Below are 12309 nucleotides of genomic sequence, written 5' to 3' on the forward strand. Positions count from 1 at the left end.
GGTCACCGCGAGGTGACCACCTCGACCGGCGGTGGGCGCGAGACGCCCACCGCCGGTCGCACACCTGCACGAGTCACGGACGGGAGAGTGCCGCATGGCCGCGATCGACGGCATCGTCAGCGGGCTGGACACCAAGGCGCTGATCGACAGCCTCATCTCGCTGCAGGCGGGTCAGCAGTCCCTGCTGGTGCAGAAGAAGTCGACGGCGACCTCGCTGGTCACCGCACTGCAGGCGCTCAACACCAAGGTCGCCTCCCTGGCCGAGCACGCCGCCAAGGCGGGCAGGGCGCAGTCCTGGCAGGCCGTCACGGCCGCCGTGACGCAGGCCGGCACCACCGGCACCGTGGGTGCGAGCGCGACCGTCGGCGAGCGGGCGCAGGTCGGCACGCTGAGCGTGCGGGTCGACGCGGTCGCGCAGTCGCAGGCCTCGCTCGTCGAGCTGCCCGCCGACGGCACCGGCACGACGTTCACCGTGCAGCGCGGCGGGCAGAGCGTCACGGTCACCGCCGCGTCGGCCTCCGTCCCGGACCTGGTCGACGCGTTCAACGCGCCCGGGACCGGTGTGCGCGCCACCGCCGTCAAGGTGAACGTCCTCGACGGCGCCGGCGCACCGACCGGCGAGACCACGTACCGCCTGCAGCTCACCGGCACCGAGACGGGGGCCGCCCACGCGTTCACCGTCGCCCAGGACGGGGCGCAGCTCGCGCTCGGCACGGTCCGCACCGCGGCCGACGCGTCGATCACGCTCTTCGCCGGCTCGTCCTCCGAGCAGACGCTCACGTCGGCGTCCAACACGTTCGCCGGCATCATGACCGGTGTTGACCTGACGGTCACCGCGGTCACCGCGGCCGACGCCGCGCCGCTGGTGCTCGAGGTCACGCGCGACCCGGAGGCGGCGAAGGCGCTCGCGCAGGGGCTGGTCACGAACCTCACGACCGTGCTGTCGGAGATCGGCTCGCGCACCAAGGCCACGACGTCCACGGCCGCCGACGGCGGCACGATCGTCACGGGCGGCCTGTTCGCGGGCGACACCGCGGTGCGGCTGCTGCAGCAGAACCTCGTCGCGCAGGCGTCGATGCCGGTCGGTGGTGTCTCGCCGTCGGACGTCGGCCTCGTCCTGACGCGTGAGGGCGCGATCACGTTCGACGAGACCGTCTTCGCCGCGGCCATGGCCAAGGACCCCGAGCAGGTCGCGACCGTGCTGCAGGGCGTCGCCGCCCGGCTCGCCGACGTCGCGAAGGGCGCGTCCGACGCGACCAGCGGCACGATCGCGCTGGCCGTCCGGGCGCAGCAGGACGCCGTGCGCGACCTGGGCGACCGCATCACCGACTGGGACGACCGGCTCGCGATGCGGCGCCTGACGCTCGAGCGCACGTACGCGGCGCTGGAGACGACGCTGTCCGGGCTGCAGTCGCAGTCCAGCTACCTCGCCAGCTACCTCACGCCCAACCCGACGAGCTGACCGAGGGAGACGCCATGTACGACGCACGGAGCAGGTACGTCGCCGCCGCGGTGCAGACCGCGAGCCCGGCGCGGCTGCTGACCATGCTGGCCGACCGGCTGCTGCTCGACGTCGAGCGCGGGGCCCAGGCCCTGGCCGACGGCCGCCGCGGCGAGGCGACGCAGCACCTCGCGCACGCCCACGACATCGTCAGCGAGCTCGTCGCGAGCCTCGACGTCGAGGAGTGGGACGGCGGACCGCAGCTGCTGGCGATCTACACGTGGCTGCTCACCGAGCTGCTCAGCGCGTCGGCGAGCGGCGACGCGGCCCGCGTCGAGGGCTGCCGCGGCATCGTCGCCGAGCTGGCGCGCACGTGGCACGACGCGGCGGAGGCCCTGACGACCCCGGCGGCGGCCACCCCCGCGCCGGGTGCCGCCGGCGGCCTGCTGGGCGTCGGCTGAGCCTCATGACCACCGTCGCGGCACCCCCGGTCGGCGAGGCCGGGTTCCGCACCCGCTGGGAGCAGGCGCTCGCCGACCTGGAGATCGAGGTCGAGCGCGCCGAGGAGCTGCTGCGCGTCGCGCACCTGCCCACGCCGCCCGAGGTCGCCGTGCGGGCGACGTGGCACCCGCCGGCCGGGCTCGGCCCGCTGCCGGTGCCGCTGCTCGACCGTGCGCGCGCGCTGCACGCGCGGCAGCTCGACGTGGCCCGGCGGCTCGCCGAGCAGGCCGCCGTCTCGCGCCGCCACCTGGCCGCGACCGCCGCCCTGCGGGCCCGGCCCGACGCCGTCGCCGTCTACGTGGACCTCGAGGGCTGAGACCGCGCTGGGCCGGACGGGTGACCCGTCACGGCCGCGCCGCCGGACCCCTCACACGCGGGCACCCCCGGCCGATGGGCCCCACGAGCACGGATCGCTCGCGCAGCAGGCCACGGATCGGCCGACCAGGTACCACAGGTGTCGGTGAGGTGGCCCGCATGGGCATGTTCGACTCCGTCAGCGTCCGCGCGCTCGACAGCGCGCTGGACGGGCTGGCGATGCGGCAGCGCGCGAGCGCGGACAACGTCGCGAACCTGCAGACCCCCGGCTACCGGGCGCGTCAGGTCGCCTTCGAGGACGCGCTGACGCGTGCCGTCGAGCGCGGCGACGGCGCCGCGCCCGCCACGGTCACGCGGTCCCTCGGCGCGACGCGCGAGGACGGCAACAACGTCGACCTCGACACGGAGACCCTGCTGCAGATCGAGACCAACCTGCGCTACCAGGTGGCCACCCAGGCGATGTCCGGCACCTTCTCGTCGGTCCGCACGGCGATGAGGACGAGCTGATGACGATCTTCGGGGCGATCGGCGCCGCGGGCAGCGGCATGACCGTGATGCGCACGTGGCTGGACGCGATCAGCGACAACGTCGCGAACGCCAACACCGTGGTGGCCACGTCGGAGGACGCCTTCGCGACCCGGTACGTCGTGGCGCAGGAGAAGGCGGGCGAGGACGGCGTGCGCGTCGCGGGCGTCGCCTTCGGGAGCGCCGAAGGGCGGCTCGTCCACGACCCGAACCACGCGCTCGCGGACGCCGACGGCTACGTGCGCCACCCGGACGTCGACATGACGTCGCAGATGACGCAGATGATCATGGCGCAGCGCGGCTACCAGGCGAACGCCGCGGTCGTCTCGCGCGCCACCGAGTCGTACCAGGCCGCCCTGCAGATCGGGCGCAGCTGATGAGCGTCGGAGCCGTGGCCGCCGTCAGCGCCACCCTGCCCGTCGCGGGCCTCGACGCCGCGCGGCCCGCGGAGGCCACCGGGGGAGCGCAGTTCGCCGGCGTCCTCGGGTCGGTCGAGCAGCTGCAGCAGCTGCAGTCGACGTCCCAGGAGCTGGGCGTGCGGGCCGTCACCGGTGACCTCGACGACGTGCACGACTACACCATCGCCGCGCAGCAGTCGTCCCTGGCGCTCGAGCTCACCGCCGCCGTGCGGAACAAGGCCGTCGAGGCGTTCACCGAGATCATGAGGATGCAGGTCTGATGCCCGCACAGGTGCAGGACGCATGGGGCCGGCTCACCGGGGCCGCGCGGCAGCTCACGCTCGCGCAGCGCACGTTCGCGGTCATCGCGGTCGCGGCCCTCGTGCTGGGCGCGATCGCGCTGACGAGCTGGCTGTCGCGCCCCGCGCTGGTGCCGTTGTTCTCGGGGCTGGGCGGCGCGGACGCGAGCGCGGTCGTCGACGAGCTCACCGCCGCCGGCGTCGCGTACGAGCTGACCGACGGCGGCGCCACGATCATGGTGCCGGCGGCCGTCGTGTACGAGCAGCGGGTGCGGCTCGCGGCCGCCGGGCTGCCCGCCGACACGGACGGCGCGGGCTACTCGCTGCTCGACCAGATGCCGATGACGGCGTCGGAGTTCCAGCAGGAGACCACGTACCGCCGGGCCCTCGAGGGGGAGCTGTCGCGCACGGTCGCGGCCATCGACGGGGTCGAGGCCGCGACGGTCCGCCTGGCGATCCCGGAGGAGACGGTGTTCGTCGCGGAGGCCGCGGCCCCCACGGCCTCGGTCTTCGTGCGCACCCGCCCCGGTGCCCGCCTCAGCGGTGACCAGGTGCAGGCCGTCACGCAGCTCGTCGCGGCCGGGGTCGACGGCATGGAGACGTCGGACGTGGCCGTCGTCGACGCGAGCGGTGCCGTGCTGTCGGCGGTCGGCGCGGAGGTGGGCGGCGCGCTGGCCGACTCCCGCACGGCCGACCACGAGGCGCGGGTCGGCGGCGCGGTGCAGGCCATGCTCGACCGGCTCGTCGGGGCCGGACGCGCGACCGTGACCGTCAACGCGGTGCTCGACCTGTCGCAGTCCGAGCGGACGACCGAGGAGTTCACCGCGACGCCGGACACCCCGCCGCTCGCGGCGTCCACGACGACCGAGGAGTACACGGGCACCGGCGGCGCGGGCGCCACCGGCGTGCTCGGCCCGGACGCCGTGGACGCGGGGGAGGACGGCACCCGGCAGGACGGCACGTACAGCTCGACCAGCGAGGACGTGACCAACGCCGTCAACAAGAGCACCGAGGTCACGCGGTCCGCGCCGGGGGCGCTGCAGCGGCAGTCGGTCTCGGTCCTCGTGGACCAGCAGGCTGCCGGTGGCCTCGTCATGGCCGACCTGGAGGCCGCCGTCGCGGCGGCCGCCGGCATCGACACCGAGCGCGGCGACACGCTGTCCGTGCAGCGCATGCAGTTCGACACCACGTCCGCGCAGGCGGCGCAGGAGGCGCTGGCCGCCGCCGACGAGCGTGCCGAGGCCGTGGCCCGCGAAGGGCTGCTGCGGGAGGTCGTGATCGCGGCCGCGATCGTGCTGCTGGTCGTGATCGTGCTGGTCGTCGTCGGACGGCGGTCGCGTCGTGCGCGCCGCGAGGCGCTGGACCTGGGCGAGCTCGAGCGTGCCCGTCAGCTCACCCTCGCCCTCACGCCGCTCGACGGGCCCGAGCCCGAGGCCCTGCCCGCCCTGCCCGCCCCGGTCGCGCCGGCCCCGCCGGACGCGACGGCCGTGCGCCGCGCCGAGATCGCCACGCTGGCCGACGAGCAGCCCGAGCAGGTCGCCGAGCTGCTGCGCGGCTGGATGACGACGGGGGCCCGGCGATGACGACCATCACCGGCCGCCAGAAGGCCGCGCTGCTGCTCATGCAGCTCGGCAAGGACCGCGCCGCGCGCGTCATGGCACAGCTCGACGTCACCGAGATGGAGGAGCTGACCTCCGAGATCCTGCGGCTCGACCGCGTGGACCAGTCCCTCGCGGACGAGGTCGTCGACGAGTTCCACGCCGCGGCCGAGATCGGGCCGGGCCTCGGCGGCGGCCTCGGGTTCGCCCAGCAGCTGCTCGAGGCGTCCGTCGGCAAGGAGCAGGCGGCCGGCATGATCGAGCGCCTCCAGGCGTCGATGGCCGGGCACTCGTTCGACTTCCTGCAGCAGGCCGACGCGCGCCAGGTCGTCTCGCTGCTCGACGGCGAGCACCCGCAGACGACCGCGCTGGTGCTCGCTCACCTGCGGCCCGACCACGCGTCGGCGATCCTCGCCGGCCTGCCGGAGGACCTGCGGGCCGACGTCGCGCACCGCATCGCCCTCATGGAGCGCGCGTCGCCCGACGTCGTCGCCGTGGTCACCGAGGCCCTGCAGCGCAAGGCGTCGGCCGTGCTCGCACCGCGCGAGCTGTCCGCCGTCGGCGGGGTGCAGCCGCTCGTCGAGATCATCAACCGCGCCGACCCGGCGACCGAGAAGTCGATCCTCGAGGGCCTGTCCGCCCGCGACGAGGCGCTCGCCGACCAGGTGCGTGCCCTGATGTTCGTGTTCGGCGACGTCGTGCTGCTCGAGGACCGTGCCGTGCAGCTCGTGCTGCGGCAGGTCGAGACCGGCACGCTCGCGCAGGCCCTCAAGGGCTCGGGCCCGGACGTGCGGGACAAGATCCTGCGGAACATGTCCGACCGTGCGCGCGAGAACCTCGTCGAGGAGATCGAGCTGCTCGGGCCCGTGCGCCTGTCGCAGGTCGAGGAGGCCCGCGCGGCGATCGTGCAGGTCATCCGCGGCCTGGAGGAGTCCGGCCAGATCGTCGTGCGGCGCGAGGGTGAGGACGAGCTCGTTGCGTGACCTCGACTTCGTGCCGATCCAGCGCGACCCGGCCTCCCGGTTCGCGCCGCGCCCCGACGCCCTCGTGACCGGCGACGGGCAGGCGCGGCCCGTCGCGTTCGCGCGCCTCGACCACCCCGCCGTGCCGGACCGGGCGGCGCACGCCGCCGGATGGGCCGCCGGGTACGCCGCCGGTGCCCGCCTCGCCGCCCAGGACGCGGCGGCGCAGGCGCAGCTGGTCGCCGACGAGCAGGCGCGCACCGCGCAGGCGCGCGCGGTCGAGCACGCCGCGGCCCTCGCCGCGCTGGACGTCGCGGCACGCGCGCTCGACGCCCGCGAGGCGCCGGTGCTGGCCACCGCGCTCGCCACGGTGCACGAGGCCGCGCTCGCGCTCGCGACCGCCCTGCTGGGCGTCGAGCTCGCGGACGCGTCCGCCGCGGCCCGCGCCGCCCTCGCCCGCGTGCTCGACGCGCCCGACCTGCCCGACGGCACGGTCGTGCGGCTGCACCCGCGCGACGCGGCGGCACTGGCCGCCGCCGGGGGCGCCCCCGCCGGCCTCGAGGTGGTCCCGGACCCGACGCTCGAGCCCGGTGACGCGCTCGCGGAGCACGCCGACGGGGTGCTCGACGCGCGCCTGCGCGGTGCCGTGGACCGCGCCCGCGCCGCGCTGGCGGCGTCATGACGACGACCGACGCGGCACCGGACGTGCGCGACGAGCGCTGGCTGCGCGCCCTGCGCGCGGCGCGGCCCGTGCGGGTCGGCCGCGTGCGCGGCGTCGTCGGGCTGTCGATCGAGACCGTGGGCACGCCCGCGGCCGTCGGTGAGCTCGTCACGATCGGCGACGGCGACGACGCGGTCACCGCCGAGGTCGTCGCGACCGCCGGGGGAGCGACCCGCTGCATGCCGCTCGGCCCCACGCGCGGCCTGCGGGCCGGCCTGCCGGTGCGTGCGCACGGCGAAGGGCTGCTCGTCCCCGTGGGCACCGGGCTGCTGGGGCGCGTCCTGGACGGCCTGGGCCGGCCGATCGACGGCCGCGGGCCGCTCGACGTCGAGGCCCGCGTCGCGCTCGACGTGGCCGCGCCGCACCCGCTGGAGCGCACCCGCGTCGCGGAGGCGATGCCGCTCGGGGTGCGCGTGCTCGACACGCTCGTCACGGCGGGCCGGGGCCAGCGGCTCGGGCTGTTCGCCGGGTCCGGCGTCGGCAAGTCGAGCCTGCTGTCGATGATCGCGCGCGGCACCGAGGCCGAGGTCGCGGTCATCGCGCTCGTCGGCGAGCGGGGCCGTGAGGTCCGCGAGTTCCTCGAGGACGACCTGGGGCCCGAGGGCCTGGCGCGCTCGGTCGTCGTCGTCGCGACGTCCGACCAGCCGCCGCTGGTGCGGCTGCGCTCGGCGTTCGTCGCCACGCGCATCGCCGAGCACCTGCGCGACCAGGGACGCCACGCGGTGCTGATGATGGACTCGCTGACCCGCGTCGCGATGGCGCAGCGCGAGATCGGCCTGTCCGTCGGGGAGCCGCCCGCGACCCGCGGCTACCCGCCCAGCACGTTCGCGCTGCTCGCGCGCCTGCTCGAGCGTGCCGGCACGGGCCCCACCGGCTCGGTGACCGGCCTGTACACCGTGCTCGTGGACGGCGACGACCACAACGAGCCGATCGCCGACGCCGCCCGCTCGATCCTCGACGGGCACGTCGTGCTGGACCGGCGGCTGGCCGTCGCGGGGCACTTCCCGTCCGTCGACGCGCTCGGGTCCGTCTCGCGCGTCGCGTCGCGCGTGTGCGACCCGCGCCAGCTCGCCGACGCCGCGCGGCTGCGCGCGGTGATGGCCGCGCGCCGCCAGGCGCAGGACCTGATCGACGTCGGTGCGTACGTCGCGGGGTCGAACCCGCTCGTCGACACGGCGGTCACGCACGCGGGCGCGATCGACGCGTTCCTGCAGCAGGGGATGGACGAGCGCGCGGGGGCCGCCGACTCGTGGGGGCGGCTGCGCGCGCTCGTGCAGCGGATGGGGGAGTCATGAGGCGACCGTTCCCGCTGGCCGGGCTGCTGCGCGTGCGCGCGATGGCGGAGGACACCGCCGCCGCCGAGCTCGCCGCCGCGCGCCGCGGCGAGCGCAGCGCGCAGGAGCGTGCCGCGCGCACGGCCGAGGCCCTGGGCGGCTCGCGGGCGCCGGGCGAGGCCGACCTGGCCGCCTGGCAGGCCGCGATCGCCGCGCGGATCGCGCTGTCGTCGCTGCTCACCGAGGACACCGCGGCCCTGCGCCACGCGCAGGACGAGGTGGGCGGGCGGCAGCGCGACTGGACCGCGGCGCGCATCCGCACGCGCGCCGTCGAGCGGCTGCGCGACAAGCACGAGGTGGAGGTGCGCGCGCAGGACGAGCGGGCCGAGCAGGCCGTGCTCGACGAGGTCGCGTCGCGCAGCACCACCCCCGTCTCCCCGGAGGAGGACGCATGAGAACCGCCGCCGTGACCCCCGCCGGGCTGCCGCCGCGCACCCCCGACGCCCCGCGCGGCGCGGCCGGCGGCGACGCGTTCGCCGACGTGCTGCGCGCGCAGGAGGCCCGCGTCGGCGCGGACCGGCACGGGCGCGCCGAGCGTCCGGACCGTCCCGACCGCACGGACCGTCCCGACCGCACGGAGCGCTTCGAGCGCGCCGACCGCCCCGACCGCCCGGACCGTCCCGACCGCGCCGAGCGTCCCGACCGTCCCGACCGTCCCGACCCCGTCACCCCGCGCAGCGGTGCCCGCGCGTCGGAGGGCTCGCCCGACGGTGACGCGCTCCCCGCCGGTGCTCCCACGGCCCTCGGCACCCCGCCGCCGGCCGACGCGCCGGCGGCCGTGACGGCCCAGGCCGCCTCCGTCGTCCCGACCGCCGCAGCGCCGACGGCCCCGTCGGGTGCCGCCGTCGCGCCCACGACCGACGAGGGCGTCACGCCGTCCGTCCCGGGCACCTCCGCCGGTGCCCCGGGTGCCGCCGTCGGCGCGATCGCTCCGGGTGCGGCGCACGCCGCCGCCGCGCCGGGCGCCCCGGGTGCCGCCGCGGGTGCGTCGCTCCCGGACGCAGGCACGCCCGTCGCAGCACCGTCCGCCGCCGGACCGTCCGTGCCCACCGCCACCACGACGTCCGCGACCACGACGTCCACGTCCGCGCAGGCGCCGTCGGCCGACGGGCAGCCCGCCGCGGGGTCGTCGGCCACCGCGCCGCTCGCGGCCGATCCCGGCGCGGCCCAGTCCACCGCCGGTGAGCGCGGCGCGCCGCTGCCGACCGACGCCCGGACGACTCCCGCCGCGTCGCCCGCCGTCCCGCCGACCGCCGCGCCCGCCGTCGCGCTCGCGCCCGCGCCGTCGGCCGCACCGGCACCGACGGCCCCGCCCGTCGCACCTCCCGCGACGCCCGAGGTGCCGCTCGCCGAGCAGCTCGGGGCGCGCCTGCGGTCCGTCGGCGGCCTCGGTGCCGGCCGGCACGTGCTCACCGTCCCCATCGACCCCGAGCACCTCGGCCCGGTGCGGGTCGTCGCGCACATCACCGGTGACGTCGTCCGCCTCGACCTCGTGGGTGCGAGCGACGCGGCGCGCGACGCGCTGCGGGCCGCCCTCGCCGACCTACGGCGCGACCTGCAGGCCGCGGGCCTGCAGGCCGAGCTGGGCCTCGGCGGACGGCCCGAGCGCGGTGCGCACGACCCGGCGGGACGCGACGGCGGCGGCCCGGCGCCCGACCGGCCCGGTGGACGCCCCGCGCGCGCCACCCCCGACGCGGTCCCCGCGCCGACCACCGACCCGACCCCACCCGCGCGCCGCGGCGCGCTCGACCTCGTCGTCTGACGCGGAGGCCCCATGAGCATCGACACGTCCTACGCGCAGCACGGCGCGTCGCGGACCACCACCGACGGCACGTCGACGGACGCCGCCACCGACGGCGGCTCGCTCGACAAGCAGGCCTTCCTGGAGCTGCTGGTCACCCAGCTGCGCTACCAGGACCCCACCAGCCCGATGGACACGTCCCAGCTCATGGCGCAGACCACGCAGCTGACGACGATGGAACGGCTCGTCGAGCTGTCGGACACGCAGCGCGAGGCCTTCGCGCTGCAGATGCGCTCGTCCGCCGCGGCCCTCGTCGGCCAGGAGGTCCGGTGGGAGGACGAGGACGGCACGTCGCACACCGGCGTCGTCACGGGCGTGTCCTACGCGTCCGCCGTCCCGACCGTCCGCGTCGGCGACGTGGACCTGCGGCTCGACGCGATCGCGGCCGTCACGACCCCGGGCGCCTCGCCCTCCCCGAGCACGCCCGCCCCGACCACCCCGCCACCGGCGGGCACGGACACCCCCGCCCCCGCCACCCCCGCCGCCTGACGCGGACCTTCGAAGGGAACCCCCATGCTCCGCTCGCTCTTCTCCGGCATCAGCGGTCTGCGCAGCCACCAGACCATGCTCGACGTGACCGGCAACAACATCGCCAACGTCAACACCACCGGCTTCAAGTCCTCGCAGGTGCAGTTCCAGGACACCCTGAGCCAGGTGCTCACCAACGCCGGCGGCGCGCAGGACGGCGTCGGCGGCACCAACCCGGCGCAGGTCGGCCTGGGTGTGCGCGTCGCGGGCGTCACCACGACGTTCACGCAGGGCGCCGCGCAGACCACCGGCCGCAGCACCGACATGATGGTGCAGGGCGACGGCTTCTTCGTCGTGCGCAAGGGCACCGAGACCTTCTACACGCGCGCCGGCTCGTTCGACTTCGACGCGACCGGCCAGATGGTGCTCCCGGGCGACGGCGCGCTGGTGCAGGGCTGGGCGGCGGTCGACGGTGAGATCGACACCGACTCCGAGCTGACCGACCTGCGCGTGCCGGCGGGCACGACGATGGCGGCCGTCGCGTCGCGGCGTGCGACCTTCGAGGGCAACCTCGACTCGGCTGCCGCGGACGGCACGACGAAGTCCCTGACGATGAAGCTGTACGACGCGGTCGGCACGGAGCGCACGCTCGTCGTGACGTTCACGAAGTCGACGGCCGGCTGGGGCGTGGCCGCGACCGACGGCGCCGACACCCAGGGGTCCCAGCCCGTCACGTTCGACGCGGCCGGGAAGATCACCTCGCCGACGTCCCTGCAGATCGGCGGCGTCGAGGTCGACCTGACGACGATGACCGGCTACGCGGGTCTCGACACCGCCCAGGCCGTCGAGCAGGACGGGCAGGCGGCGGGCACGCTGCTGTCGTTCGCCCTCGGCGCCGACGGCACCATCACCGGCGCGTTCAGCAACGGGCTCAAGCAGGTCGTCGGGCGGATCGCGCTCGGTGCGTTCACCAACCCGGCGGGCCTGGAGAAGGCGGGCGGCTCGCTGTACCGCACGACCGTCAACTCCGGCGAGCCGCAGGTCGGCACGGCCGGCACGGGCGGGCGCGGGTCGCTGGCCGGCGGCGCGCTCGAGATGTCCAACGTCGACCTGTCGAGCGAGTTCACCAACCTCATCGTGGCGCAGCGCGGGTTCCAGGCGAACTCCCGCATCATCACCACGTCCGACGAGGTGCTGAACGAGCTGGTCAACCTCAAGCGCTGACGGTGGACGGCATCACGGCCATCGCGTCACGCATGGCACAGATCCGCGAGCTCGTCGCGCCGCCCTCGGTCGCACCGGTGCAGGTCACCGCGACCGGGGGCGCCGCGACGGCCACGAGCGCGACGGCGTTCGCCGACGCGCTCACCCAGGCCGCGGCGGCGTACCCGGCGACGACGGTCGACACGTCGCCGTCGTCGGTGCGCCGCATCAACGGCGACATGCTGCCGAACGGGCTCGCGGGCCACCGCAACGGCAAGGTGCCCGACGCGGCCATGACGGCCGTGGGCGACACCGGGCACCGGCTGTGGCAGCCCGCGGCGCAGCAGCTCGAGAAGCTGATCGCCGACGCCCGCGCGCAGGGCGTGACCATCGGCATCACGGACTCGTACCGCACCTACGACACCCAGGTCGACCTGGTGCGGCGCAAGGGCCTGTACTCCCAGGGCGGGCTGGCCGCCGCGCCGGGCACGTCCGACCACGGCTGGGGCCTGGCGGCCGACCTGCGCCTCGACGACCGCGCGCAGGCGTGGATGCGCGCCAACGCCGGCCGGTACGGCTTCGCCGAGGACACGCCGCGCGAGCCGTGGCACTGGGCGTACCAGACCTGACGCGCGCCGACAAGGACGAAGCGCCCGCCGACGCCTCAGACGCCGGCCGCACCTGCCGATGGGCAGGACGCACCCCACGGACGGGGAGCGCGCGGCACGACGTGCACGAGCAGG

Annotated in this window: 15 protein-coding genes; all 15 read left to right on the forward strand. The window is 76.3% G+C overall.

Annotated elements, in window-relative coordinates; genetic code table 11:
• Positions 1–94 precede the first annotated feature (94 nt).
• The 15 genes from fliD to NP075_RS03645 all read left to right on the forward strand — a co-directional run bounded on the left by fliD (position 95) and on the right by NP075_RS03645 (position 12195).
• Positions 95–1462, forward strand: a complete 1368-nt coding sequence (gene fliD, locus NP075_RS03575) for a flagellar filament capping protein FliD (protein ID WP_227563889.1) — start codon at positions 95–97, stop codon at positions 1460–1462.
• Between the two features lie 14 nt (positions 1463–1476).
• Positions 1477–1902 (forward strand): flagellar export chaperone FliS, encoded by a 426-nt coding sequence (locus tag NP075_RS03580; RefSeq protein ID WP_227563890.1) that lies wholly within the window; start codon positions 1477–1479, stop codon positions 1900–1902.
• A gap of 5 nt (positions 1903–1907) precedes the next feature.
• Entirely contained in the window at positions 1908–2258 is a 351-nt protein-coding gene (locus NP075_RS03585) for a hypothetical protein (protein ID WP_227563891.1), read from the forward strand.
• 164 nt (positions 2259–2422) lie between these two features.
• The gene (locus tag NP075_RS03590; RefSeq protein WP_227564060.1) at positions 2423–2764 is read left to right on the forward strand and encodes a flagellar basal body rod protein FlgB; all 342 of its coding nucleotides are present in this window, start codon (positions 2423–2425) and stop codon (positions 2762–2764) included.
• Positions 2764–3159, forward strand: coding sequence for a flagellar basal body rod protein FlgC (locus NP075_RS03595; protein WP_227563892.1), 396 nt, complete (start codon positions 2764–2766; stop codon positions 3157–3159). The genes NP075_RS03590 and NP075_RS03595 overlap by 1 nt, the downstream gene beginning before the upstream one ends.
• Positions 3159–3461: a flagellar hook-basal body complex protein FliE gene (gene fliE, locus NP075_RS03600; RefSeq protein WP_227563893.1), complete on the forward strand. Its 303-nt coding sequence runs from the start codon at positions 3159–3161 to the stop codon at positions 3459–3461. Before NP075_RS03595 ends, fliE begins: the two co-directional genes overlap by 1 nt.
• Positions 3461–5062 carry a flagellar basal-body MS-ring/collar protein FliF gene (gene fliF, locus NP075_RS03605; protein WP_227563894.1) on the forward strand — a complete coding sequence of 534 codons (1602 nt, stop codon included), beginning with the start codon at positions 3461–3463 and terminating at the stop codon, positions 5060–5062. The genes fliE and fliF overlap by 1 nt, the downstream gene beginning before the upstream one ends.
• A complete protein-coding gene (gene fliG, locus NP075_RS03610; protein WP_227563895.1) occupies positions 5059–6060 on the forward strand; it encodes a flagellar motor switch protein FliG in 1002 nt (333 codons plus the stop codon). The genes fliF and fliG overlap by 4 nt, the downstream gene beginning before the upstream one ends.
• Complete coding sequence (locus NP075_RS03615; RefSeq protein ID WP_227563896.1) at positions 6053–6721, forward strand: FliH/SctL family protein; 669 nt, start codon at positions 6053–6055, stop codon at positions 6719–6721. Before fliG ends, NP075_RS03615 begins: the two co-directional genes overlap by 8 nt.
• A complete protein-coding gene (locus NP075_RS03620; RefSeq protein ID WP_227563897.1) occupies positions 6718–8055 on the forward strand; it encodes a FliI/YscN family ATPase in 1338 nt (445 codons plus the stop codon). Before NP075_RS03615 ends, NP075_RS03620 begins: the two co-directional genes overlap by 4 nt.
• Positions 8052–8489 carry a flagellar export protein FliJ gene (locus NP075_RS03625; protein WP_227563898.1) on the forward strand — a complete coding sequence of 146 codons (438 nt, stop codon included), beginning with the start codon at positions 8052–8054 and terminating at the stop codon, positions 8487–8489. The genes NP075_RS03620 and NP075_RS03625 overlap by 4 nt, the downstream gene beginning before the upstream one ends.
• Positions 8486–9856: a flagellar hook-length control protein FliK gene (locus NP075_RS03630; RefSeq protein ID WP_227563899.1), complete on the forward strand. Its 1371-nt coding sequence runs from the start codon at positions 8486–8488 to the stop codon at positions 9854–9856. Before NP075_RS03625 ends, NP075_RS03630 begins: the two co-directional genes overlap by 4 nt.
• A gap of 12 nt (positions 9857–9868) precedes the next feature.
• Entirely contained in the window at positions 9869–10384 is a 516-nt protein-coding gene (locus NP075_RS03635; protein WP_227563900.1) for a flagellar hook assembly protein FlgD, read from the forward strand.
• A 24-nt stretch (positions 10385–10408) separates the two neighbouring features.
• Positions 10409–11587 carry a flagellar hook protein FlgE gene (locus tag NP075_RS03640; protein WP_227563901.1) on the forward strand — a complete coding sequence of 393 codons (1179 nt, stop codon included), beginning with the start codon at positions 10409–10411 and terminating at the stop codon, positions 11585–11587.
• Between the two features lie 32 nt (positions 11588–11619).
• Positions 11620–12195 carry a M15 family metallopeptidase gene (locus NP075_RS03645; RefSeq protein WP_227563902.1) on the forward strand — a complete coding sequence of 192 codons (576 nt, stop codon included), beginning with the start codon at positions 11620–11622 and terminating at the stop codon, positions 12193–12195.
• Positions 12196–12309 lie beyond the last annotated feature (114 nt).

The organism is Cellulomonas wangsupingiae (assembly GCF_024508275.1).
Classification (GTDB): Bacteria; Actinomycetota; Actinomycetes; order Actinomycetales; family Cellulomonadaceae; genus Cellulomonas; species Cellulomonas wangsupingiae.

What these genes read in the sequence shown, in the direction of transcription:
- NP075_RS03630 (WP_227563899.1), top strand. Translation starts at nt 8,486, where the DNA reads ATGAGAACCGCCGCCGTGACCCCCGCCGGGCTGCCGCCGCGCACCCCC.
- fliF (WP_227563894.1), top strand. Translation starts at nt 3,461, where the DNA reads ATGCCCGCACAGGTGCAGGACGCATGGGGCCGGCTCACCGGGGCCGCG.
- fliG (WP_227563895.1), top strand. Translation starts at nt 5,059, where the DNA reads ATGACGACCATCACCGGCCGCCAGAAGGCCGCGCTGCTGCTCATGCAG.
- fliE (WP_227563893.1), top strand. Translation starts at nt 3,159, where the DNA reads ATGAGCGTCGGAGCCGTGGCCGCCGTCAGCGCCACCCTGCCCGTCGCG.
- fliD (WP_227563889.1), top strand. Translation starts at nt 95, where the DNA reads ATGGCCGCGATCGACGGCATCGTCAGCGGGCTGGACACCAAGGCGCTG.
- NP075_RS03595 (WP_227563892.1), top strand. Translation starts at nt 2,764, where the DNA reads ATGACGATCTTCGGGGCGATCGGCGCCGCGGGCAGCGGCATGACCGTG.
- NP075_RS03640 (WP_227563901.1), top strand. Translation starts at nt 10,409, where the DNA reads ATGCTCCGCTCGCTCTTCTCCGGCATCAGCGGTCTGCGCAGCCACCAG.
- NP075_RS03590 (WP_227564060.1), top strand. Translation starts at nt 2,423, where the DNA reads ATGTTCGACTCCGTCAGCGTCCGCGCGCTCGACAGCGCGCTGGACGGG.
- NP075_RS03645 (WP_227563902.1), top strand. Translation starts at nt 11,620, where the DNA reads ATGGCACAGATCCGCGAGCTCGTCGCGCCGCCCTCGGTCGCACCGGTG.
- NP075_RS03625 (WP_227563898.1), top strand. Translation starts at nt 8,052, where the DNA reads ATGAGGCGACCGTTCCCGCTGGCCGGGCTGCTGCGCGTGCGCGCGATG.
- NP075_RS03635 (WP_227563900.1), top strand. Translation starts at nt 9,869, where the DNA reads ATGAGCATCGACACGTCCTACGCGCAGCACGGCGCGTCGCGGACCACC.
- NP075_RS03580 (WP_227563890.1), top strand. Translation starts at nt 1,477, where the DNA reads ATGTACGACGCACGGAGCAGGTACGTCGCCGCCGCGGTGCAGACCGCG.
- NP075_RS03620 (WP_227563897.1), top strand. Translation starts at nt 6,718, where the DNA reads ATGACGACGACCGACGCGGCACCGGACGTGCGCGACGAGCGCTGGCTG.
- NP075_RS03585 (WP_227563891.1), top strand. Translation starts at nt 1,908, where the DNA reads ATGACCACCGTCGCGGCACCCCCGGTCGGCGAGGCCGGGTTCCGCACC.